This window comes from Phaeobacter sp. S60, from assembly GCF_000826845.1.
Lineage (GTDB): Bacteria > Pseudomonadota > Alphaproteobacteria > Rhodobacterales > Rhodobacteraceae > Phaeobacter > Phaeobacter piscinae.
The window spans coordinates 54250-79109 of sequence record NZ_JSWJ01000023.1 but is presented as its reverse complement, the minus strand read 5'-3'; the positions used below and the strand labels follow the sequence as shown (position 1 = coordinate 79109).

General features: G+C 62.1%; 19 protein-coding genes. 4 read left to right on the top strand and 15 right to left on the bottom strand.

The features are described from left to right. Window positions 1–130: 130 nt before the first annotated feature. Window positions 131–2254, bottom strand: coding sequence for a DEAD/DEAH box helicase (locus OO25_RS19090; protein WP_040182108.1), 2124 nt, complete (start codon window positions 2252–2254; stop codon window positions 131–133). 426 nt (window positions 2255–2680) lie between these two features. On the opposite strand from OO25_RS19090, the gene cobS reads away from it, so the two are divergent. From cobS to OO25_RS19065, 4 genes are all read left to right on the top strand, one after another. Beyond that, on the top strand, window positions 2681–3667 hold the full coding sequence (gene cobS, locus OO25_RS19085) for a cobaltochelatase subunit CobS (RefSeq protein WP_014879537.1): 987 nt from the start codon (window positions 2681–2683) through the stop codon (window positions 3665–3667). A gap of 180 nt (window positions 3668–3847) precedes the next feature. After that, window positions 3848–5728 carry a cobaltochelatase subunit CobT gene (gene cobT / locus OO25_RS19075; RefSeq protein ID WP_040182055.1) on the top strand — a complete coding sequence of 627 codons (1881 nt, stop codon included), beginning with the start codon at window positions 3848–3850 and terminating at the stop codon, window positions 5726–5728. Window positions 5729–5961: 233 nt separating this feature from the next. After that, window positions 5962–7764, top strand: coding sequence for an aminopeptidase P family protein (locus OO25_RS19070; RefSeq protein WP_040182052.1), 1803 nt, complete (start codon window positions 5962–5964; stop codon window positions 7762–7764). A 62-nt stretch (window positions 7765–7826) separates the two neighbouring features. Then, a complete protein-coding gene (locus OO25_RS19065; protein WP_040174171.1) occupies window positions 7827–8168 on the top strand; it encodes a DUF427 domain-containing protein in 342 nt (113 codons plus the stop codon). Window positions 8169–8572: 404 nt separating this feature from the next. Here OO25_RS19065 and OO25_RS19060 read toward each other — a convergent pair whose 3' ends face one another. From OO25_RS19060 to OO25_RS18995, 14 genes are all read right to left on the bottom strand, one after another. Beyond that, window positions 8573–8764 carry a hypothetical protein gene (locus OO25_RS19060; RefSeq protein WP_040174173.1) on the bottom strand — a complete coding sequence of 64 codons (192 nt, stop codon included), beginning with the start codon at window positions 8762–8764 and terminating at the stop codon, window positions 8573–8575. A gap of 216 nt (window positions 8765–8980) precedes the next feature. After that, complete coding sequence (locus tag OO25_RS19055; RefSeq protein WP_040182050.1) at window positions 8981–10672, bottom strand: chloride channel protein; 1692 nt, start codon at window positions 10670–10672, stop codon at window positions 8981–8983. A 114-nt stretch (window positions 10673–10786) separates the two neighbouring features. Next, entirely contained in the window at window positions 10787–12433 is a 1647-nt protein-coding gene (gene recN, locus OO25_RS19050) for a DNA repair protein RecN (RefSeq protein WP_040182047.1), read from the bottom strand. Window positions 12434–12460: 27 nt separating this feature from the next. Further along, on the bottom strand, window positions 12461–13309 hold the full coding sequence (locus OO25_RS19045) for an outer membrane protein assembly factor BamD (protein WP_024097905.1): 849 nt from the start codon (window positions 13307–13309) through the stop codon (window positions 12461–12463). Between the two features lie 566 nt (window positions 13310–13875). Then, on the bottom strand, window positions 13876–14811 hold the full coding sequence (gene lpxC, locus OO25_RS19040) for a UDP-3-O-acyl-N-acetylglucosamine deacetylase (RefSeq protein ID WP_040174179.1): 936 nt from the start codon (window positions 14809–14811) through the stop codon (window positions 13876–13878). Window positions 14812–15025: 214 nt separating this feature from the next. Next, on the bottom strand, window positions 15026–16822 hold the full coding sequence (gene ftsZ, locus OO25_RS19035) for a cell division protein FtsZ (RefSeq protein WP_040182045.1): 1797 nt from the start codon (window positions 16820–16822) through the stop codon (window positions 15026–15028). A 449-nt stretch (window positions 16823–17271) separates the two neighbouring features. Further along, entirely contained in the window at window positions 17272–18606 is a 1335-nt protein-coding gene (gene ftsA / locus OO25_RS19030) for a cell division protein FtsA (RefSeq protein WP_014874087.1), read from the bottom strand. 1 nt (window position 18607) lies between these two features. Then, the gene (locus OO25_RS19025; protein ID WP_024097909.1) at window positions 18608–19501 is read right to left on the bottom strand and encodes a cell division protein FtsQ/DivIB; all 894 of its coding nucleotides are present in this window, start codon (window positions 19499–19501) and stop codon (window positions 18608–18610) included. Next, entirely contained in the window at window positions 19489–20409 is a 921-nt protein-coding gene (locus tag OO25_RS19020; RefSeq protein ID WP_040182043.1) for a D-alanine--D-alanine ligase, read from the bottom strand. Before OO25_RS19020 ends, OO25_RS19025 begins: the two co-directional genes overlap by 13 nt. Window positions 20410–20696: 287 nt before the next feature. Continuing rightward, on the bottom strand, window positions 20697–21620 hold the full coding sequence (gene murB, locus OO25_RS19015) for a UDP-N-acetylmuramate dehydrogenase (protein WP_040182040.1): 924 nt from the start codon (window positions 21618–21620) through the stop codon (window positions 20697–20699). A 183-nt stretch (window positions 21621–21803) separates the two neighbouring features. Continuing rightward, a complete protein-coding gene (locus tag OO25_RS19010) occupies window positions 21804–22055 on the bottom strand; it encodes a DUF2484 family protein (protein ID WP_040174185.1) in 252 nt (83 codons plus the stop codon). Next, on the bottom strand, window positions 22052–22306 hold the full coding sequence (locus tag OO25_RS19005) for a DUF2484 family protein (RefSeq protein ID WP_040182038.1): 255 nt from the start codon (window positions 22304–22306) through the stop codon (window positions 22052–22054). The genes OO25_RS19010 and OO25_RS19005 overlap by 4 nt, the downstream gene beginning before the upstream one ends. A 58-nt stretch (window positions 22307–22364) precedes the next feature. Continuing rightward, on the bottom strand, window positions 22365–23762 hold the full coding sequence (murC, locus tag OO25_RS19000; RefSeq protein ID WP_040174189.1) for a UDP-N-acetylmuramate--L-alanine ligase: 1398 nt from the start codon (window positions 23760–23762) through the stop codon (window positions 22365–22367). Beyond that, a complete protein-coding gene (locus OO25_RS18995) occupies window positions 23759–24856 on the bottom strand; it encodes a UDP-N-acetylglucosamine--N-acetylmuramyl-(pentapeptide) pyrophosphoryl-undecaprenol N-acetylglucosamine transferase (protein WP_040182035.1) in 1098 nt (365 codons plus the stop codon). The genes murC and OO25_RS18995 overlap by 4 nt, the downstream gene beginning before the upstream one ends. Between the last annotated feature and the right edge of the window lie 4 nt (window positions 24857–24860).

Genomic DNA, 24860 nt, shown 5'->3' with positions numbered 1-24860 from the left:
CGATCTTGGCCAAATGGGGAAATCCAAAGACCAGTCGATAGATTTCCCAACACGACTTGCAGTCACGACAAAACAAAAAAGCCACGGCACATTGGTGCCGTGGCTTTTTTGTTTTACGCTGATAGGCGGCTCAGCTGCCCTTGCGCTGCGGTCGCGCGTTGCCGCCGGGCTTCCCGGAAACGGCTGCACGCGCCTTGTTCTTCTTGCTGTTGGGCTTGCCCTTCGGCGGTGGCGGCCCCTTGCGACCGGATTTCCCCGGATTGGACCAATCGCCTTTGGGCTTGCCCGGAACCGCAGGTTTGGCAGGCGCCGACGGCGTTGCCCCCCGGTCCGACGACCCGCGTGCGGTCACCGTGGCTTTGCCGCCCTCACCTGTGCGCTTGGGCTTATCGAAACGGGGCTTGTCGCCATAGGCCGGTTTGTCACCGCGCGGTTTATCGCCATAGGGTTTGCTGGCACGAGGCTTGTCACCATATGGTTTTTCACCACGTGGCTTGTCACCGTAAGCAGGCTTGTCGCCGCGCGGTTTGTCATAGCGGGGCTTGTCGCCATAGGGCTTACGCTCCCCCCGCTCGCCGCCGCGATCTCCACGATCTCCGCGATCCTGTCCACGATGGCCGCGCTTGTCATCGCGGAAACCACCGCCTTCACGCCCCTGCGGGCGTGGAGATTTGGGCAGATCCGGCGCCTTGTCCAGACGGGTGACATTTGCCCCCTCTTCCAGACCGTCATGTTTCACTGCGCCCCAGAAGCTTTCGGCGCTGCCTTCGCGCACTTCCACATAGCTTTGGTCAAACTGGACCCGGATCGCGCCGATATCATCCTTGGTCAACCCACCGGCATTGCACAGCGCAGGCAGCAGTCGGCGCGGCTCGGCACCAGCCTTACGGCCACCGCTGACGGCAAACCACACGGACGGACCAAAGGGCGCGCGTTCTTGGCGCTCACGTTTGTCGTGCTGCGGATCGCTCAGCTCCTCAGGCGCGCTGTGGCGATCGTGGAACAGACGCAGATAGGCGGCGGCCAGCTGCTCGGGCGAGAACCGCTCAACCAGCTCTGCCACAGGGGCGGTCTCATTTTCGCTGACCGGTTCGCTCCAGGCCTTGTCGCCCAGAAGGCGCTCAAAGTCGCGGGTGCGGACATCATCGGCACTGGGGGCCGGGCTGGTCTCTGCCGTGATCTTGGCCGACCGCAACAGGCGCAGGGCCTTGCCCTTTGCCTTTGGTGGCACGATCAGCGCGGACACGCCCTGACGCCCGGCACGGCCAGTACGGCCCGACCGGTGCAACAGCGTCTCATGGCTGGATGGCAGATCCGCGTGAATGACCAGATCCAGCTTCGGAAGGTCGATCCCGCGCGCCGCCACATCCGTTGCCACGCAGACCCGCGCGCGCCCGTCCCGCAGGGACTGCAGCGCGTTGGACCGCTCCGCCTGGGACAGCTCGCCGGATAGGGCAACCACGGAAAATCCGCGATTGCTCAGCCGTGTGGTCATCCGATTCACCACCGCGCGGGTGTTGCAGAACACAATGGCATTGGGCGACTCGTGGAAACGCAGCACGTTAATGACCGCATTCTCAACATCCCGCTGCGCCACGGCCAGCATCTGGTATTCGATATCGGCGTGCTGCGAGGCTTCCGCCACGGTTTTGATGCGCTGGTGATCCTTCAGATAGGTCTCCGCCAGCCGCGCAATGCCCGCAGGCACGGTGGCCGAGAACATCAGGGTCCGGCGCTCTTCCGGGGACTCGCCCAGAATGAACTCAAGGTCTTCGCGGAAGCCCAGATCGAGCATCTCATCGGCTTCGTCCAGCACCACGGCGCGGACCTGCGACAGATTGATGGAGCCGCGCATAATGTGGTCGCGCAGACGCCCGGGGGTTGCCACAACAATATGGGCGCCACGTTCCAGCGCGCGCCGCTCATCGCGCATATCCATACCGCCAACGGTGGAGACCACATGCGCGCCTGCTTCGGCATAAAGCCAGCCAAGTTCGCGTTTGACCTGCAACGCCAATTCGCGGGTCGGCGCAATAACCAGTGCCAGCGGCAGATCGGCACGGTCCAGTTTCTCGGCGTCGCCCAACAATGTGGGGGCCATCGCCAGGCCAAAGCCTACGGTTTTGCCGGATCCGGTCTGTGCCGACACCAGAAGGTCGGACTGATCCAGCTCGGCTGCGGTGACGGCCTCTTGCACGGGTGTCAAATGCTCGTAGCCGCGCGCCTGAAGCGCTTGTTCGAGTGCTGTTTTCAAGATTTCATTTCGCTTGCTGCGGGGCGCGCCGCCAGAGGGCACGCCGATATCGGGAATGTCCCCGACTGCGCAGGAACGCGGATGGCATCATCCAAGTGCGCGCTGATATCGGCTTTGCCCCCTGTTGTACAGGGTTCATTTGCCCATCAGGGCGCCGCAGACCGCCCGTAGACGCAACCCCGCTATGCGTTTGCAGCGACATCCCACAGCGCCGCCGCCCTTCAGCACAACACGCGTTAGGCGGAGGAAACATAGCGCGTCCGGTAGCGAGGACAGCCCCCATAGGGCCAGTTTTGATCCAAACGTCACGACAGCTGGTCAAACCCGGTCATGGCCCCTTGCGATTGCAGACAAGATCAGGCACCAATCCAGCGGATTGCCCGCAGCCAACGGACGCTGCGCGGATGAGGATAAGGATCGACTGCGATGACCGACGGTTTGCTGGATATGAACGCGAAACCCACCGAGACCTTTTCGGTGCGCGATGTGTTCGGAATTGATACGGATATGACCGTCAAGGGCTTCGCCGAAGGCTCTGACCGGGTTCCGGCTCTGGACCCCACCTACAAATTCGATCCCGAAACAACACTGGCCATTCTTGCAGGCTTCAGCCACAACCGCCGCGTGATGATCCAAGGCTACCACGGCACCGGTAAGTCGACCCATATCGAACAGGTTGCCGCCCGCCTGAACTGGCCCTCCGTGCGGGTGAACCTCGACAGTCACATCTCCCGGATCGACCTCATTGGTAAGGACGCGATCAAGCTGCGCGACGGCAAGCAGGTCACCGAATTCCACGAGGGCATCCTGCCCTGGGCCCTGCGCAATCCGGTTGCCATCGTGTTTGACGAATATGATGCCGGCCGCGCCGACGTGATGTTCGTGATCCAGCGGGTGCTGGAGCATGACGGCAAGCTGACGCTGCTGGACCAGAACGAAATCATCACCCCGAACCCCTACTTCCGCCTGTTTGCCACCGCCAACACCGTGGGCCTTGGGGACACTACCGGGCTCTACCACGGCACCCAGCAGATCAACCAGGCCCAGATGGACCGCTGGTCGCTGGTGGCGACACTGAACTACCTCAGCCATGATGCCGAAGCGGCCATCGTGCTGTCCAAGGCGCCGCATTACAACACTGCCGAGGGGCGCAAGACCATCTCCCAGATGGTGACCGTCGCCGACCTCACCCGGACCGCCTTTATGAACGGCGACCTCTCCACTGTGATGTCGCCCCGGACCGTGATCAACTGGGCACAGAACGTCGAGATTTTCCGCGATGTGGGCTATGCCTTCCGCCTGTCGTTCCTGAACAAATGCGACGAGCTGGAACGCCAGACCGTGGCCGAGTTCTACCAGCGCTGCTTTGACGAAGAGCTGCCCGAAAGCGCTGCCAGCGTGAGCTTGGGGTGACGCCATTTTTCGTCATAGCAGCTATTTGGGTCGCGCTTGACGCAGTCTGGTTGTTTGACAAAACTGGTTGGAAGAAGACTGCCCCGTCAGCGATGACGGGCAGTCAACACAGTCATTTGATACGGCTGCGTTGGGAGTACGCCCTTTTGTTCCTGACGGTGTCGATCTGGAGTGCGTTCAATGGCTAAAAAGCCCAACGATAACCCCGCCGATCCGTTCAAGAAGGCGCTGGCCGAAGCCACCAAGGTGATGGCCGACGACCCGGAATTGAACGTGTCCTATTCCGTTGACCCGGCTGGAATGTCCGGGGACAGCATGCGGCTGCCGCAGGTCTCCCGCCGGATGAGCCGGGAAGAAGTGCTGCTGGCCCGTGGCACCGCCGACGCACTGGCGCTGCGCCACAAATTCCACGACACCGCCACCCATGCCCGCTACGCCCCACCCGGCGATATGGCGCGGGACCTCTATGAGGCGCTGGAGTCCGCCCGCTGCGAGGCGATGGGCGCGCGGCACATGCCCGGCACCGCCTCCAATATTGACGTCAAGATCCAGAACGAGGCCCTGCGCAAGGGCTATGACCAGATCAAATCCGCAACCGAGGCGCCGTTGGCCGTCTCGGCCGGCTACCTGATCCGCCATCTGGCCACTGGCCGCCCCATGCCCGAAGCTGCTGCCAATGTCATGGAACTCTGGCGCGGGTTTATTGAACAGCAGGCCGGTGAAACACTGGCCAACCTTGACGACACTATCGAGGATCAGGCCACCTTTGCCAAATTCGCCCGCCAGGTGATCACCGATCTTGGCTATGGCGATCAGCTGGGTGAGGACCCGGACCAGCTCGACGATGAGCAGGAAAACGACGCTGAAGAGGACGCTGAGGAGCAGCAGGACCCCGACAGCAACGGTCAGGACGATTCCGACGAGGAGGAAGCCGACGCCAACCCCGAGCAGGCTCAGGAACAGCAGCAGGACGAGAGTCAGGCGCAGGTCTCCATGGATGAAATGGCGGATGATGAACTCGCCGAAGACACCGAAATGCCCGATGGTGAGGCACCGCTGGACCCACCCCCGCCGCCAGCTGTGTCGGAGGCGGATCCCGACTATAAGGTGTTCAACGATGCCCATGACGAGGAAATCGCCGCCGAGGACCTCGCCGAACCTGCCGAGCTGGAGCGTCTGCGTGCCTATCTCGATCAACAGCTGGAACCGCTGAAAGGTGCTGTTTCTCGGCTGGCCAATAAATTGCAGCGCCGCCTTCAGGCGCAGCAGAACCGCTCTTGGGAGTTTGATCTGGAAGAGGGCATTCTGGATGCCGGTCGTCTGGCCCGTGTGGTCGCGAACCCCACCACGCCCTTGTCGTTCAAACGCGAGAAAGACACCGAATTCCGCGACACCGTGGTGACATTGCTCCTCGATAACTCCGGCTCCATGCGGGGGCGCCCGATCTCCATCGCCGCGATCTGCGCCGATGTTCTGGCCCGCACGCTGGAACGCTGCAACGTGAAGGTCGAAATCCTCGGCTTTACCACCCGCGCCTGGAAAGGTGGCCTGGCCCGCGAGGCCTGGCTCAATGAGGGTCGTCCGCAATTGCCCGGCCGCCTCAACGACCTGCGCCACATCATCTACAAAGGCGCCGATGCGCCGATGCGCCGGACCCGTGACAACCTTGGCCTGATGATGAAAGAGGGCCTCCTGAAGGAAAACATCGACGGTGAGGCGCTGGAATGGGCGCACCGCCGCATGATCGCGCGGCAAGAGGCGCGCAAAATCCTGATGGTGATTTCCGATGGTGCGCCGGTGGATGACAGCACCCTGTCGGTGAACCCGGCCAACTATCTGGAAAAACACCTGCGCGATGTAATCGCCATGGTGGAGCGGCGCAAGCAGGTCGAACTGCTGGCCATCGGCATCGGCCATGACGTGACCCGCTACTATGACCGCGCCGTCACCATCACCGATGTTGAACAGCTGGCAGGTGCCATGACCGAACAGCTCGCCGCGCTGTTTGACAGTGATCCGCGCGCCCGTGCCCGCGTCATGGGCATCAAACGCGCCAGCTGATCCGATCTGTCAGCCGTCCCTTCTTACCAAAGCCCCGCCAACCGTGCGGGGCTTTGTGTTACAGGGGTTGCGGGAAGCCGCCGGATTTGGAACAAGTATTCGCGACAGAGCGCGCCATGATTGCCGCGTCATTTCCTTGTTCCCGCCGACGTCGCGCAACACCCTCCCGGAAGGGCCGGTCGCTGCGCTCTGACCGACCGTCGCGGACCACCCGAAACAGATGGAGGGAGCCGATGTTCCAGACCTTTGACGTAGTGACCCGCCCGGACCAAGGCCCGCCCCGGCTCAACGCGCTGCGCGCGGAGATGCAACAGGAGGCGCTGGACGGCTTTCTGGTGCCCCGCGCCGATGCCCATCAGGGCGAGTATGTTGCCCCCGGCGATGAGCGGCTGGCCTGGCTCACTGGCTTCACCGGTTCGGCCGGTTTCTGCGCCGTGTTGCGCGACATCGCAGGCGTCTTCATAGACGGGCGTTACCGCACGCAGGTGAAACAGCAGGTGGCAGAGGTCTACACCCCGGTCCATTGGCCAGAGGTGCAGCTCGCCGACTGGCTGAAAGAACAGCTGCCAGAGGGCGGACGCATCGGCTATGACCCCTGGCTGCATTCCGCGAGCCAGATCCAAGCGCTGACCGCATCACTGGGCGACCATGGTTTTGACTTCGTCCAATGCGACAATCTGGTGAACCGCATCTGGCCCGATCAGCCCGCTCCGCCCATGCAACCCGTCATCGCCCATCCTGTTGACTACGCAGGCACAACCGCCGCCGCCAAGATCACCTCTCTGGCCGAGGGGCTGCGCAACGCGGGTCAGAGCGCGGCGGTGATCACCCTGCCTGACAGCATCATGTGGCTGTTGAACATCCGTGGCAGCGATATCGCTCACAACCCGGTCGCCCACGGTTTTGCCATTCTGCACGCCGACGCGCGGGTGGATCTGTTCATGGCCGCAGAAAAGCTGGCTGACGTCACCGCACATCTCGGCCCGGATGTGTCCGTGCAAACGCCTGCGGCCTTCCTCCCGGCAGTGGCGGACCTTGCTCAGGGCCCGAACGCAGCCGTCGCGGCAGACCTGACCACCCTGCCCCAGATCGTCGCCGATCAGCTCGGTGATGCGCTGGTCGCAGCCGGTGATCCCTGCGCTTTGCCCAAGGCCCGCAAATGCGCCGCCGAGATCGAGGGCAGCGCCGCCGCTCATCTGCGCGACGGGGCCGCTGTGGTCGAAACCCTCGCCTGGCTCGATGCGCAGCCCGCCGGCAGCGTCACCGAAATCGACGTGGTCAAACACCTCGAAGCGGAGCGCCGCAAGGATCCCAAACTGCGCGACATCAGCTTTGAGACCATCTCCGGCACCGGCCCCAACGGCGCAATCATTCACTACCGCGTCAGCGAGGACAGCAATGCCACGCTGGACGACGGCCACCTTCTGGTGCTCGACAGCGGCGGGCAATATCTGGACGGCACCACCGACATCACCCGCACCCTCGCCATAGGCACCCCACCGCAGGACGCCCGGGAGGCCTATACCCGCGTCCTTCAGGGTATGATTGCCATGTCGCGGCTGCGCTGGCCCAGAGGTCTCGCCGGGCGCGACATCGAAGCGGTGGGCCGAATGCCGCTCTGGCTGGCCGGACAGGATTTCAACCATGGGCTGGGCCACGGGGTCGGTGCCTTTCTCAGCGTTCACGAGGGCCCGCAGCGGCTCAGCCGCTCTGGCACCGTTCCCCTGGACCCCGGCATGATTCTGTCCAATGAGCCGGGATATTACCGGGAAGGCGCTTTTGGTATTCGCATTGAAAACCTGTTGGTGGTAGAACCGGCGCCTGAGCTGGACAGTGCTGACGCAGACCGCGAGATGCTGAGCTGGCGCACCCTGACCTACGCCCCGCTGGACCGGCGACTGATTGTCGCAGAGATGCTCACAACGGCAGAGCGGGACTGGGTGAACACCTATCATGCGGCTGTGGCCGACAAGATTGGACCCAACGTAACAGCCCCGGCGCGACGCTGGCTGGATGCCGCTACGGCACCGCTGTGATACCGCAGTGTTACAACCAAAGACGATATTGATCCGTGACGAACGACGTGAAGGAAAAGACCATGACAAAGATCCAAATTCGCAAGGCAGCCGGCACCTGGGTGGTGCGCTCCGGGGGCGCTGTGCTCGGCGAGAGCAGCAACGCGCTTGAGCTGAGCGAGGGCGATCTGGCGCCCGTCATTTATTTTCCGCGCGGCGACATCGCAACCGCCTTCCTCGATCGCAGTGACAAAACCACCCATTGCGCGGGCAAGGGCGACGCCAGCTACTATTCCATCGTGAACAAATCCTCGGTGACCGAAAACGCCGTCTGGAGCTATGAAGATCCGATCGCTGCGGTGGCCGAGATCAAGGATCACCTCGCCTTTGTCACCGGAGACACGGTCAAGGTTGAGCAGATCTGAGGCCTGAATATCATCAGCGGAATTACGCTGCTAACACGTTACAGGCGTCCCATATCGGGGCGCCCCATTTATGGGTAAGCAAGCTTTCGCCGACATTTCCGGTGGCCTGAGACCGCCAAACAGAACCGTCTCAGGATCTTCGGCAGGCCGTGCGAAATCAGGAACTCACAGCGCGGCACGGCACAAGGCTGGGCACAGAGCGACACGATTCAATCGGCAGCAGGCCGCGGGCAGATAGCCTTGGCCGTAAAGACCCGCAACAAAACGCACGTATAACGATCATTTTGATTGCTATGTCGTTTTCTTTATCCGGGCCGTTTTTTAGATCCTTTGAAGCAGACCTAAAAAGATAGAAATAGTACCAATTAACAAACCGAAATAGGCCAACTGAAACACTGTGCCTGTCAGCTGAGGATAGTCTGGCACAGATGCTCACGCGCCGCCTCGACCGACTCGCCTGTACAGAACATCTGCGCATCCCGAGCACTTTGAACAACATAGTCGATCAGGGCCTCATAGGAGGCCCGCTCGTTTTCCTGCTCTACTGCCTTCGCCACGTGTTCAGCCTCTGCTGGGCTGATTTTATTGTGTTGCATGTTTTCACTTCCGAAGAATGATCACTATTAGCCTTATGTTAACCATAATTAAGCGGTCGCGCCGACAAAGGTTAAAATTACTTAAGGAAAAAACCGACCACCCGTTTCAGAAATATCACATATTCAAGATCGTCTTTTGCGGGTAAACATGTCTTTGAGCGACTCCTTTGCCGGAAATGTCGCAAACCGGCACTAAGCTGCCGCAGCTTTCAGCCGTCAACTGTGCTCTTCGGCAGCCGCTGCGGCCAATGCGCGATTGTAGGCCTTGAGCGAATCAACGTGGTAAAGAGCGCCGATGAGATTCGGCGGATTGTCGCCACCGCCCCCCTCAGCCAGCACCGGCAGATAGTCAATTTCGGCCCGATCGAAGACCGGCATCGCTGCTTCCAGCGAGGCAGAGGCACGGATCGAAAGCCCATGTTCAATCAACACGGTGCAGTCTTCGGCGCTGGCACAGCGCGGATCCCCCATCGGCCGCATCACCGCACCTGCGCGCAGCATCGACAGCAGATAGGCCTGCGGACCTGCGGCACAGTGGATATTGCGCCGCTCCAGCTGGGTGAGGAAGAACGACCGATCCACAATACGTGAGGCCAGCGCTGTCGATATCGACACCGCCACCATCACCGCCAGGCCAATTTGCCAGTCGCCGGTCAGCTCAAACACAATCAACGTGGTGGAAATCGGTGCCCCCAGAACAGCCGCCGCCACCGCCCCCATTCCGGCAAAGGCATAAAGCGTGTGCGTCCCCGAGACATCCGGCAACACCGCCGTAGCAATTAACCCAAAGGCCAATCCGGTCAACGCGCCCACCATCAGCGAGGGCGAAAACACCCCGCCCCCCATGCGTCCGCCCATGGTGATCGCCACAGCGGCGGTCTTGACCACCGTAAAGAGGATCGTCTGATGCAACACCAACGCCCCTGTCAGCGCCAAAACCGTGGTCTCATAGCCGACACCGATAATATGGGGAAACCAGACCGCAATCATGCCCAGCAGCAGACCCGACGCTGCCGGGCGCAGCCAGCGCGGCAGCTGTAGCCGGTCCTGCAGCGCATTGCCGATCTGCTCGGCAAAGAAGATTGAGCGCATCAGCACCACCGCCACCAACCCGCAAATCAGGCCCAGCATCAGAAACGCCGGCAACTCGACATAAAACTGCAGCGCACCCGGCGTGATCAGATCAAATTCGGTCACATCGCCGTATTCCAGCCGGTTGATCACCGTCCCGGCGACCGAGGCAATCACAATCGGCGCAAAGGCATGGACCGCAAAATGGCGCAGAACCACCTCCAAGGCAAAGAGCGCCCCGGCGATCGGCGCATTGAAACTGGCGGAGACAGCCGCCGCCACTGCACAGCCCAGAAGATCGCGCCCAGTGATGCCATCGGCCTGAATGCGGTTGCTGACCCAGGTCGAAATTACCCCGGCCATATGGACCACCGGTCCCTCCCGCCCGGTTGAACCTCCGGTACTGAGTGTCAGAAAGGATGCACAGGCCGAGGCCAGCCCGGCGCGCATCTCGACCCGGCCATCGCCAAGGGCTGCCCCCTCGATCACATCCGCAACCGAGCGCACGCGGGCGTCAGGAGTGAACCGGTGCAAGATCAACCCGACCACCAACCCGCCCAGCGTTGGAATCGCCATGAGCCAGTACCACGGCATGTCCTGCGCAAAACTATGCAGAAAATTCACATCTTCCGCGCCGTAGACCCAAGCCTGAAACGCCGTGATCCCTTTGCGAAAGAACAGCGCCGCAAACCCGGCGGCGATACCGATCAGAAGAGCGATGAACCAGAATTGAATCTGGCTTGGCCCACGGTGGCGCAACACCCTCCAGACATCCCGCGCCGCGGCAATGCCCTGAGTAAACTGGGCAGAAATAACGGAGCGAATGGTCTGTGGCATGAACCCGATTGTCCCGGTGTCGTTCTTGTCTCGTTCGGCGGCAGACTATCGGTTGGGTGGTTAAACCATCGTGAAAACTCAACCGCTTACGGCCGCCTGAGCGACAGTTTTACTTCAGCCCGTCAGCAGCGCCTTGGCGGCTGCGCGGGCCTCTGGGGTGATTGTATCACCGGAAACCATCCGCGCCAGCTCATCAACGCGCTCGCCCTCATCCAGAGGCACCACCTGCGACAGCGTCTGGCCGTCGATCACCTGTTTCTGCACCCGCCAGTGATGCGCGCCCTGTGCGGCAACCTGCGGTGAATGGGTCACCACCAGAACCTGACTGCCCTCAGCCAGCGATTTCAGCCGCCGTCCCACAGCATCGGCGGTGGCACCGCCAACTCCGCGGTCGATCTCATCGAAGATCATTGTTTGGTTGCCGGTCTCACCGCGCAGACACACTTTTAGGGCCAGCAGGAAGCGACTGAGCTCACCGCCCGAGGCGATCTTGTTCAGTGGCCCTGCCGGCGCGCCCGGATTGGTTGCCACGGTAAAGGCGACAGCGTCCTTGCCCTCCGGCCCCGGCTCAGCATCGGTGAGCCGTGTTTCAAACACTGCCCGCTCCATCTTCAGCGGCGCCAGCTCCGCCATCACCGCCGTGTCCAGTGCAGCAGCTGTTTCGCGGCGCGCTGCCGACAGCTGCGCGGCAGCGCCTGCATAGGCAGCCTCAGCCTCGGCCAATGCGGCCTCCTGATTGGCCAGATCCTGATCACCTGCGTCAACTGCCGCCAGTTTCCGGCGCAGCGTCTCGGCATAGCCACCCAGATCATCCGGTAGCACATCATGCTTGCGTGCCAGCGCCCGGATCGCAAAGAGGCGCTCCTCGCTCTCCTCCAGCTCACCGGGGTTGAAATCCAGCCCATCCAGCACCCGGGCAACGCCGTCCTGCGCCTCGCCCAGTTCAATCATCGCTCTGAGCAACGCGGCAATTGGCGCATCCAGCGCATTTTCCGCCTGATCCGAAACCCCTTCCAGCCAGCGCTGCGCATCACCCAATGCCGCCTCGGCCCCATCTGTCAGAATACCCTGCGCACGTTGGATATCACCGCGAATGCGTTCGGCAGACTGCATCTCACGGCGGCGCTGATCCAGCGCGGCATCCTCGCCAGGTTGCGGGTCCAGCGCGTCCAGTTCTGCGACCGCATGGCGCAGAAAGTCCTCCTCGGCGCGGATGGCCTCCAGCGCGACACGGGTTTCCTCGACGGCCTTGCGTGCCCGGCTGGCGGTGGCCCAGCGATCGCGCACGGTGGCCAACATGTCGCCCAGCCCCGCAAATTCATCCAGCATGGCGCGGTGGCCGCGCGGGTTCAGCAGCCCCCGGTCGTCATGTTGCCCATGTAGCTCCAGCAGAGTGTCGGACAGCGCCCTGAGCACCTCACCGGAACAGCGCCGGTCGTTGACCCAGGCGGTCTTGCGCCCCTCAGCGGTGTTCACCCGGCGCAACAACAGCGTGTCGCCACCGGGCAGTCCGGCTTCCGCCAGCACCGCATGGGCAGGATGGTCCGGGGTCAGGTCGAACTCTGCCAGAACCTCGCCCTGTTTGGCGCCCTGGCGCACCAGTTCGGCCCGCCCGCGCCAGCCCAGAACAAACCCAAGCGAATCCAGCAGGATGGACTTACCGGCGCCGGTTTCCCCGGTCAGCACGTTCAATCCCGGCTGAAAATTCAGCTCAAGATGGTCGATAATCAGAATATCGCGGATATCAAGCGCGCGCAGCATGGCCCGGCCCCATTGCGGACGTGGCGATTACAGCCACTGCCCCTTGATGGACTGACGGTAGATCTGGCTCAACCAGTTGTTGCCGACATCGCGCATTTTCAGCCCGTTGTCTGTCAACAGCTTGAAGCTGTCCTCATACCATTCGGTCGATTGATAGTTATGGCCCAGAATGGCACCGGCGGTCTGCGCTTCATTCACCAGCCCCAGCGACAGATAGGCCTCAACCAAGCGGTGCAGCGCCTCTGCGGTATGGGTGGTGGTCTGGAAATCCTCGACCACGACGCGGAACCGATTCACCGCAGAAGTATAATGCCCCTTGCGCAGGTAGTAGCGACCGATCTCCATTTCCTTGCCCGCCAAATGGTCAAAGGCGAGGTCGAATTTCAGGATCGCTGAACTGGCATATTCACTGTCGGGATAGACTTCGATCACAGTGCGCAGCGATTGCAGCGCCTGAAAGGTTAGCCCCTGATCGCGGCCAACTTCGTCGATCTGGTCATAATAGCTCAGCGCCAGCAGATACTGCGCATAAGCGGCATCTTCCTCGGTCGGGTAGAAGTCGATATAGCGCTGCGCCGCAGCGCGGCTGTCCTCATAGTCCCGGCCCAGATGGTAGGCGTAGGCCTGCATGATCAGGGCCTGTTTAGCCCAGGACGAATAGGGATAAAGACGTTCAATCTCGGAGAAATAGAAGGCCGCATCCTCGGTCCGGTTACGCTCCATCTCGAACTCACCACGTTCGTAGATCTGCTCCGGTGTAAAGCCCTCAAGCGGTTGCGAACTCTTGGCCGCGCCCCCATCTCCGCCGCATCCCGAAAGCGCAGCTACGAGTAGAACCGCGCCGATGGTTTTGGCTGCCGCCCCCATGCCGATCATGTCCGCCTAACCTCACCGTCATTTACTTACGGGTGTGAACCCCGGTTCTGCCCGGTCTAGCACATTCAACTGACGTGCAAAACGTCTTTAACCGATTTCCAGCCCACTTGGCAGAGAAAGCGCGGCGGGGTCAAGAGTGCGAAGTGGCCCAGCACCGAGCCGTGGGAGGATCGCGCCCACAATGCAATGAAATCCCAAACTGTCAAAACAAGGTGAAACCGGCGAGGCGCAGCAGCTGCTGGCGCAAGGCACCACTAACAGTGTGATCTTCGAACCGCCCCGCCCCTCAAGGGTCTGTGCCTAAGAACGGCTCGAAGATCTCCCCCCGGTGCCCTCGGTGCAAGCTGCTCCGGTCGGGCTGCGCCAACGCATAGGCCTGTATAGAAGCGGACTGAGGTGCAGCCTGTGCCCGGCACGCCTGCTGCTTCACTCTGTCCGAAGATGACCGAAGTGCTGTCGTTGCAGCGCACGGTCCGGTTGGCGCCGGGTGCGCCCCGATTGCCGGGGGAACCCAGATCGAACGTCAACCCCCCAGTCGACGTTTCCGCCCGATAGCCTCAATTCAATTACGCAACGCGGCGCGCGTCGGTCGGGATCTCCGCCCAGACCAACCCCTGCCCGGGCAGGCGCGCTGTCATCGCGGTATCGCAGGTCACCTGACGCACGGCGCCGGGCGTTGCAAACACGGCCCGAAGCAATGTGTTGGTCAGCGAATGACCGGCACGGTCGCCAATGTAATGGCCAAACACAGGACCACCGGCCAGCGACAGATCGCCAAGCGCATCCAGCATCTTGTGGCGCACCGGCTCATCCGCGTGGCGCAACCCCAGACCGCTTTGGACTTCGGGACCGTCAAACACCACTGCGTTTTCACCAGGAACACCCCCCAGCGCCAGACCATTGGCCTGCATGCTTTCGACGTCAACACGACGGCAGAAGGTGCGGCTGTCACAAAGCTCACGTGCGAAGGCGCCATTGCGCAGATCCAGTGTCTTGCTCTGACGCCCGATGGCAGCCTCGGCAAAATCGATGTGGAATTCGATGGTCAGACGGTTGCTCGGCAACAGGGTCGCTGTAGCGCCGTCGTGGCTGACGCTCACTGGCTTCAGGATTTGATAGGCGGTGACAGGCGCAGCAAGGCGCTGAATGCCAGTCTGCATGATGCCGCGAACAAAATAGGCCGAAGACCCATCCATGATCGGCACTTCCGGGCCGTCGAGATCAATCATCGCATTGTGGATGCCACAGCCTGCCAGCGCGGCCATGATGTGTTCTACGGTGGAGACCGCAACGCCGGAGGCGTTGACCAAACGTGTGCAGAGCGGCGTCCGCTCGACCCGGTCCCAAAGCGCAGGAACCAAAGTGTTGCCCAAGGCAATGTCAGTGCGCCGGAAGCAGATACCGTGCCCTGCTGCAGCAGGCTTCAGGATCATGCGAACGGGTTTGCCGGAGTGGAGGCCCACCCCGTCAAATGTCACTGATGCTTTAAGCGTATTCTGCACGTTGGCCTCATTCCGTATGGGAGGGCCGCAGTCTTGGCCCTTGTTGCGGAACAGAGGTAAGGTGTCAGTCCGTTAGGCTCAACTCAATCTTTGTAACGGAATGAAACATCCCTGTAACAGATAGGCAAAACACTGCCCAATCGACAACAACCCCTTGATAAAAAACGAAAAAAGGCCGCCAGATGGCGACCTTTTTATCATATATGTGATCAACTCAGTTGGCTTGACGGCGCAGGAATGCCGGAATTTCGATACGTTCCTGCTCCGGGTTGGCCTGACGCTGCGGCTGGGCAGCCGGGGCCGCCTGCTGGCCCTGATGCGCAACTTGGGGCTGATGCATCGGCGCCTGTTGAACCGGGGACTGCTGCACTGGCGGCTGCTGGCGCGTCGGCTGCTGCGGCTTGGCAGGCTGGCCTTCAGCGGCGCTGCCAGTCATGCGGTGGATCAGAGAGTTCAGGCCAAAACGGCGCTGTTCCTGACCTGCTGCAGCGGGCTGGTGCTGAGGCTGGTGCTGCTGCACCTGCTGAGGCTGCGGCGCACGCGGCTGAACCGCATCAATCGAGGGACGCTGCTGCATAGGCGGCTGCTGGACCTGCTGTTGCATCGGCTGCTGAGGCTGCGCACGCTGTGCGGCGGCCTGAAGACGCACGATCGCCTCAGGCGACGGGGTGCCGGGCGCAGGTGCCTTCGGCGCGACAAAGCTTTCGGCCTGAGTGCTGCCCACATCTGCTTGCGGCTGGAATTCCGGCGCAGGCGTGCCCTGATAGGCCGGTGCTGGCAGACCATCGGCGCCCAGTTGTTCGCCTGCGTCTTCCAGAACCTCTTCGTAGTGGCCCTCCGCAGCGGCCTGACCGTCATCGAATTCCGAGAACAGCGACGGTTCTTCCTGCGCTGCGGCAACCGGCTCTGCGGTGGCGGCCACGGGCTGCTCGACCGGGGTGCTCAGCTCCAGCGGCGCGGCGCTGCGGGTTTCTTCAACGCTTACGGTCTGTTTCAGCGGCGCGGACATCGGACGACGCGGCACCGGAATGTCGGAGTGGACGTCAACCGCATCAATACCCGTGGCAACCACGGAAACGCGCATCTTGCCTTCCATCTCAGTGTCGAGGGTAGAGCCAACGATGATGTTTGCGTTCGGGTCGACCTCTTCGCGAATGCGGTTGGCCGCTTCGTCCAGTTCAAACAGGGTCAGATCATGGGCGCCGGTGATGTTGATCAGAACACCCTTCGCGCCTTTGAGGCTGATTTCATCCAGGAGCGGGTTGGCAATGGCCTTCTCGGCGGCCTGCACGGCGCGATCTTCGCCCTCGGCCTCGCCGGTGCCCATCATTGCCTTGCCCATCTCGTCCATCACGGCGCGCACGTCCGCAAAGTCGAGGTTGATGAGACCGGGGCGAACCATCAGGTCAGTCACACCCTTAACACCCTGATAAAGAACGTCATCCGCCATGGAGAACGCCTCGGTGAAGGTGGTTTTTTCATTGGCCAGACGGAACAGGTTCTGGTTCGGAATAATGATCAGCGTATCGACGACCTTCTGCAGGGCTTCGACACCCTCCTCGGCCTGACGCATCCGCTTGTTGCCTTCGAACTGGAACGGCTTGGTGACAACACCGACGGTTAGCACACCCAGTTCACGGGCGGCCTGCGCGATGATCGGCGCCGCGCCGGTGCCGGTGCCGCCACCCATACCTGCGGTGATGAAGCACATATGCGCCCCCGCGAGGTGATCCACGATCTGTTCGATACTCTCTTCAGCGGCAGCAGACCCGACCGAAGGGCGCGCGCCCGCGCCCAGACCTTCGGTCACCTTGATGCCCAGCTGAACGCGGCTCTTGGAGGCGCTTTGCTGCAGCGCCTGCGCGTCGGTGTTGGCGACGACAAAGTCCACGCCATCCAGCTGTTTGTCGATCATGTTGTTGACGGCATTGCCGCCTGCCCCGCCGACGCCAAACACGGTAATCCGGGGCTTCAGCTCTTCCTGGCCGGGCATCGAAAGGTTCAAGGTCATGCTCGTTCCGCCTGTGTTTATCAGCCCTCCCGCAAGGGCCTATTCCTGTCCATCTTTGCGACAATCCTACCGCGCAGCACGAGTCGCGTCATCCAAAAAAGCGCTATTTTCCACAAAATATAGACATAGTATTGTCTAATTTCGCGACATTTCGCCGATTTTGGCAAATGCTGTGGAAAGCCACGCAACACACCACAACATGACGTCAGCCCCCGAAAACCAAAGCCCTCGAAAGCACATCTCGTCACTGATACTGGTGGCCACTGCTCGGCCTACATGCGCCGCATGATGCGGTCGTTATCGGAATATTAACGCGGCGGGATTTCGCTGTCACCCGCGAAACCGCCTTGCCAGCGAAGTTTTTCGTTAACATTTGATTAATGAAAGCCCTGCAACCACAGGTCCCGAGGTGACGGCAGGCCCTTGTCAGCCCTGCCGGGCACCACCGCTCACCAGTTGTCGCGGAACCATTTGACCGCCCGCTTCAAGGTGCCGCTGGCGTTGCGATCCACCGGCATTTCAAAATCCCACCACTCATCCTGTGGATGGGCAGCAAACAGGCTGAGACCAACGGCGGAGGCAAAGCCGGGACCGGTCGCCGATTGCGGCAGGCCGTGGACGCGCAAAGGCCGGCCAAGCCGCACCTGCTGCCCCAGAACACGGCTCGCCAACCCGTCCAGACCCATGATCTGGCTGGACCCACCGGTCAGCACGATCTGCTGGCTCGGCAGGCTGTCAAACCCAGCCGCATCCAGACGCGCACGGACCTCTTCGAGGATCTCCTCAACACGCGGACGCATGATGCCGATCAACTCGGCCCGGCTGACTGTGCGGCGATCATGCTCCCAATCGCCGGTGTCGGCATGGATGTCGATCATCTCGCGGTCATCCGCGCCAGTGGCATGCACCCCGCCATGGAAGGTCTTGATCCGCTCCGCATTGGCGGTCGGAACCCCCAGACCCATGGAGATATCGCTGGTGATGTGATCGCCACCCATACGCACCGCATCGGCATAAATCATATGTTTCTTCATGAAGACCGAAATCGAGGTCGAGCCGCCGCCCATATCGATGCAGGCCGCCCCCAGTTCCTGCTCATCCTCAACCAGCGCGGCAAAGCCGGAGGCATAGGCAGAGGAGGCAATTCCCGCCAGTTCCAGATCGCAGCGCTGGATACAGCGCACGAGGTTCTGCACCGTCAGTGCATCCACCGTCAGCATGTGCATATCCGCCGCCAGCGTCTGCCCCATCTGACCACGCGGATCGTTCAGACCGGAGCGGTTATCCAGCGCAAAGTTCACCGGCTGTGCATGCAGCACCTCGCGACCGGCGCCATATTCCGGCACCTCGCAGGCGGCCAGCACGCGGGCGATTTCATTCTCGGTCACCACCTGACCTTCCAGATCGACCTGTGCATCCAGCCCGTAGGAGCGCGGGTTGGCCCCCGAGAAACAGGCGATCACGTGATCCACCCGCACCTCAGCCATTTTCTGCGCCGCCTGAACAGCGGTGCGGATGGCGCGCTCGGTTTCCTGCATGGCGGTGATCTCGCCAAACTGCACCCCGCGGGAGCGGGTGGTGGCCGCGCCGATCACCCGGAATCCCGACTGCCCCGCCAGTGAGCCGATGGAATTGTCCTCGCTCAGCCGCCCGGTGCCGTCAAAGCGCAGCACCAGACAAGCGATCTTGGAACTGCCCACATCCAGAATGGCCACAACACCGCGCTGCATCGCCTGACGTCGCATCTGCCGCATGGCGCGCTGGGATTGGTAAAGATCGGTCATGTCATAGCCCGCCTGCGTTCAACTGTCGGATCCGCCACCAGTCCTCGACGGCGTTTTCGGTCATTCTTACGGTCGGACGCGCCGCCAGGCGCATATCCACCGCAGCCACGTCGCGCTCCAGAAGGTCGCGCACTTCGCTGACGGCAATCACCCGCTCCAGCGCGGGCACAGGGTTTTCGGCCGGCAACATGATCCGCTGACCACGGTCCAGCACCAGATCCCAGCGCCGCTCGCCAATGCGCACCAACCCGCGCATCCGCGGCCCCAGTGGCTTGGCCACGGCAAACAGCCGCAGCGCTTCCACAATGGCATCATCCGCACTGCGCCCGGCCACCAGCGGCAGGTCCGGGTGCATATTGCGCGCGCCCAGCTCAGCCACATGCACCCCATTTGCATCCAGCAGCGCCAACCCTTCGCGGCTGCGCCAAACAACAGCGGGCTGGCGTTCTTCCACCGTGACCTGAAGCACACCACCGGGGCGGATCCGCACATCCGCCGTCTGCACCGGGTCCAGCCCGGTGATCTCATCGCGGATCTGCGTCAGATCCAGATCGAAGGAGCTGATGGGGAAATCAATCGGCACCACTTCGCGGATGTCTTCGGCAACGCTGCGCCCGGCCCCATCAATGGCCATCACATTGACCATGAACTCCGGTCGCTCCTCGATCGACGCCCGCAGGTCGCTGATCATCACCTGCAACCGGTCACGCCGCGCATCATCCGCCATAAAGGCGGCCCCGGCGACAAAAACCAGACAGAAGGGAATGCCAAACCGCACACCAAAGCGGATGCCCGGCGTCAGCATCCAGCGCTGGATGCGATAGGTCAGCCGCGATGGCGCCGGATCAGGGCGCCCCTCGCGGGGTTTGCGGAAACGGTCGATCAACGAGGACATGTCGCATCCTCAACCAGCCAGGAACAAAGCTGCCCGAAGGTCATACCGCTATGCTCCGCCTGCTCCGGCGTCAGAGAGGTCGGGGTCATGCCGGGCTGGGTGTTGGTCTCCAGCAGGATCAACCCTTCGGCGCCCCGCGCCTCATCCCAGCGGAAATCGGTCCGGCTGATGCCCCGGCACCCCAGCGCATCATGGGCCTTCACCGCGTAGTCCAGGCAAAGCGCAAAAATCTCTTCGGGGACATCTGCCGGCAACACATGCCGCGAACCGCCGGGTTTGTATTTCGCGTCGTAGTCATACCAGCCGTCGGTCAGGATATCCGTTACCGTCAATGGCCGGTCACCCAGCACCGTGGTGGTCAGCTCACGTCCGGGGGCAAAGCTTTCGACCATCACCTCATGCGGCATATCCTGCGACAGCTGCGGCGGGCCATTGGCCACCTCATTCACCAGATAGACGCCGACGCTGGAGCCTTCGTTGTTGGGCTTCACCACATAGGGCGGCGCCATCACATGCCCCGCCATCACCTCGGCTTTGGAATAGATCCCGCTCTCAACAACCGGCAGGCCAGCGGCGCGGTAGATTGATTTGGCGCGCTGCTTGTCCATCGCCAACGCCGAAGCCAACACCCCGGAATGGGTGTAGGGGATGGCAAGCCATTCCAGCAGACCCTGAACGCAGCCATCCTCGCCCCAGCGGCCATGCAGCGCATTGAACACCACATCGGGGCGATCCGCCTGCAAACGTGCGGCAAGATCCGGACCCGCGTCCAGTTCCGTAACCTGATATCCCTCGTCCCGCAGCGCGGTGGCGCATTCGCGCCCAGTGGACAAAGACACCTCGCGCTCAGCCGAGGGGCCCCCCATCAATACCGCCACTTTCGGGAGTGTCCTGCTCGACTTACTCACGACAAGCGCCTCAAATGTTCCGGGGCTTTTCGCCCCTTGTTGTGCGATCCCAAATTGACCGCAAATGCGGCAGGTCAGAACCTGCCTTTTTGATATCGCGAGGCGTGTTCCCCGCACTGCGCGCACCCTTGTGGTTCGCTGTCACCACATTAACGTCATAAACGTTACCGGCCCGTTAACAGTGCCTTTACCAAGATCACGCTTTTCCAGTTAGCCTGCCGCTGCGATTCCCAAAGCGGCACCCTGCTGATCAGGAGTAACATCCTGAAAAACATGGCCTTTGTCGGCTATTTGGAAAGCGGATCCCCCACCCGCATGATTTCCCACTCTAGCGTTATGCCAGAATTGGCGTAAACCTTTTTTCTGACATCTTCCCCCAATCCCTCAAGATCTGCGGCAGATGCGCCACCCGTGTTAATCAAGAAATTGGAGTGCTTCTCGCTCATCTGCGCAGCCCCGCGCCGCGCACCGCGCATTCCGGCATCATCAATGACCTTCCAGGCCTTCAGATCATGAACGTCATCCGCCTGCCCGGTGGAGGAAAACCCCGCCGGATTGCGAAAGGTGGATCCGGCAGACCGGTCCTTGGTTGGCTGTGTCGCATCGCGCTTGGCCAGCTGCTCCTCCATCCGCGCATGCAGCGCATCCGGCTCACCCTTGCCACCGCGCAGGGTCGCCGATACCAGCACCGCCCCCTCTGGCAGATCGCTCTGGCGGTAGGCAAAATTCAGGTCTTCCCCGCTCAACGTCACCACCTCACCACTGCGCAGCACCACGGTGGCCGACTGGAACACATCCGCGACATAGCTGCCATAACAGCCCGCATTCATCCGCACAGCGCCGCCAATGGAGCCGGGGATGGTGCGCAGAAATGTCAGATCAATGCCCGCGTCTGCCGCCTTGCGCGCCACATGACCATCCAGCGCGGCAGCCCCCGCCACAACCGTGTCGCCCTCAATCTCAATCGAATTGAACCCGCGCCCCAACCGGATCACCAGCGCCCGCATACCGCCGTCCCGCACGATCAGGTTTGAGCCGACCCCCATCGGAAACACCGGCACCTCTGGGTCGAGACTGCGCAGCATATGGCTCAGATCCTCGATATCAGCAGGCTGAAACAGATAATCCGCCGGGCCGCCAACCTGCAGCCAGGTCAACCCGGATAGATCGCGATTGGGATGAAGCTTGCCACGCAGCCCGTCGATATTCATATGCCCTGCCCCTGCCTGTCGCACCAATACGCACTGGCGCCATTATGGCCACCCGGACGCAGAAAAAGACTCATGCGCGCCGGATCAGACCTGCGTTTACTCCGGTTTGGGTCGGGCACACAATGGCCCAACCCGATGCCAGGTGCCAAAGGAAGATTGCAAGAGCGAAAGAATCGGCGGGCTTCAGCCGCGGCTCAGCCGACTGCGCAGCCAGCGGCCCAAATAGATCACCGGCCAACGCAGCATCGACATGCCTGCAAACAGCACACCCAGCCCCCACCAGGGGCCGTTTTCATAGGTCACATAGCCGACGAGCGGGATTCCTGCCGCGATCAGCAGATAGGCGCGCGACCAGTGATTGTCGCGGCTGGGCACCATCGCCAACACATTGGCCGCCACCACCCAAAGACAGGCAAGGATGAGCGACAGCGTCATTCCTTCACCTCCGGCGTCGGAGCGCGGCGCAGGCGCGACAGCACATGCAACAACGGGCGGCGGAACATCGACACCAGCGCAAAGGTTCCAAAAGCGGCGGCAAACCAGCCGTGATCCCGTCCCAGCAGATAGATCAGACCCGGCGCCACAGCGATCAGTGCAATCCCCGGTCCCCGCTGCCAGCGCAACGGCAATGCGGCGACGCCGGTGGCCACGAACACCCAGAGGATGGCAGCAAGCAGGCTCAGCATGGCGTCACCTCACCCACCGGGCCAACCGCCAGCAGATATGAGATCACGCCAGTCACCCTCAGCCCCGCAACCGTTCGGGCAGGCCATTGGCCCAGGCGCTGATGGTCCCCGCCCCAAGGCAGACCACCATATCACCGGGGCGCGCCTGTTCGCGCACCAGGCGTTCAAGATCCGATTCGTCCAGCAGGGCGCGCGCGTGGCGGTGGCCATGGCGGATCAGACCGGCCACCAGATCATCGCGACCGGCGCCCTCGATCGGGTCTTCACCGGCGGCAAAGACCTCGGCGATGGCGACGACATCGGCCTCATTGAAACAGGCACAGAAATCTTCAAACAGGCTGGACAGGCGCGAGTAACGATGCGGCTGATGTACCGCAATTACCCGCCCGTCGCAGGCCTGACGCGCCGCTTTCAGCACGGCGGTGATCTCAACCGGATGGTGGCCATAGTCGTCAATGATGGTCACACCATCCACTTCGCCCACCTTGGTAAAGCGACGGTTCACCCCGCCAAAGGCCGCCAGCGCCTCGCGGATCTCACTGCTCTTCATGCCCAGGTGGCGCGCCACGGCCACGGCGGACAATGCGTTGGAGACATTGTGATCCCCCGGCATCGGCAGGGTGCAGCCCTCGATCACGCGGTCTTCGGCCTGCAAGTGAATGTCGAAATGCGCCACACCGGCCTTGTAGCTCAGGTTGACCGCACGCACATCCGCCTGCGCGTTGAAGCCATAGGTGACAACCCGGCGGTCGGTGATCCGGCCCACCAGCGCCTGTACCTCAGGGTGATCGGTGCAGCAGACCGCGACGCCATAAAACGGGATGTTGGAGACAAAGTCATAAAACCCGTCCCGCAGAGTGTCAAAATCCCCCCAATGCTCCATGTGTTCCGGGTCGATATTGGTCACCACCGCGATGGTCGCGGGCAGGCGGTTGAATGTGCCGTCACTCTCATCGGCCTCAACCACCATCCACTCGCCCTGCCCCATCCGCGCGTTGGAGCCATAGGCGTGAATAATCCCGCCATTCACAATCGTCGGATCAAAATGCCCCGCCACCATCAGCTCTGCCATCATGGTGGTGGTGGTTGTTTTGCCATGGGTGCCTGCAATGGCGATGTTGGATTTCAGGCGCATCAGCTCTGCCAGCATCTCCGCCCGGCGCACTACCGGCAGACCACGCAAGCGCGCCTCGTCCAGCTCGGGATTGCCCGGTTTGATCGCTGAGGAAATGACCACAACTGCGGCCTCTTCCAAGTTTTCCGCCGCCTGCCCGACAAAGATTCGCGCGCCCAGCTCTGTCAGCCGGTTGGTGATCTTTGACGCCTTCAGATCCGAACCCTGCACCACATAGCCGAGGTTCAGCAGCACTTCGGCAATGCCGGACATGCCGATGCCGCCGATACCCACAAAATGGATCGGGCCGACGTCGCCGGGGAGTTTGGTTGCAGGGGTCATGTCATTCCTTCCTCGGACAGCTGTTCAACAAGCCCCACCAGCCGCTCGGTCGCGTCGGGAATACCCACCTGCAAGGCGGCCCGCGCCATCTGACTGGCACCATCGGGATTGCTGAGAACCGCGCTCATTTGCTCTGTCAGCGCCGAAACGTCAAGGGCGCTCTCCGGGATCAGGATCGCCGCACCGGCATCCACTAGCCCACGGGCATTGGCGCTTTGATGATCGCCAGCCGCTGCAGCAAAGGGGATCAGGATCGACGGGCGGCCAATCACCGCGATATCCGCGACCGAAGAGGCGCCAGAGCGTGAAATCACCAGCTGCGCCTCCGACATGCGCGCAGGCACATCACTGAAGAAGGGCTGCACCTCCGCCGAAATCCCATGTTCGGCATAAAATTGCGTCACCCGCGCGCCATCCTCATCGCGCGCCTGATGCGAGACACGCAACCGGCTGCGCAGCGCCTCGGGTAGCGCCGCAATTGCCCCCGGCACCACGTCCGACAGGATCCGCGCGCCCTGGCTTCCGCCCATCACCAGCACCGACATCGGGTAATCACCGGGGGGGATATAGCCGGCCCCAGCGCGTTCAAGAACAGCGCCGCGCACCGGGTTGCCGACATGCACGCCATCAACCCCTTCCGGCAGATCCGTGGGCCAGACACCGCAGGCCACCCCGGCCACGCGGGTCGCAAACAGCTGATTGACCCGGCCCAGCACGCCGTTTTGTTCATGGATCATACGCGGCAGTTTCAGCAGCGTCGCCGCCCCCAGCGCCGGAATCGACGGGTAGCCGCCAAATCCCACCACCACATCGGGCCGGTCGCGCCGCATCTGCAGTGCCATCCGGGTAACACCCGCCGCGATCTTCGGTGCCACCATCGCCTTCGCCAGCAGCCCGCCACGGGCAAAGGTGGCCGAGGACACCTCCGTGATCTCCGTCGTGTGCGGATAGCCACCGGTGTAGCGCGCCCCGCGCGCATCGGTGGACAGCTTCACCCGCCAGCCGCGTCTCAGCATCGCTTCGGCCAGAGCCTGCGCGGGGAACATATGCCCCCCGGTGCCACCCGCCGCCATCAAGAGCAATTTCTGCGCCATCGTA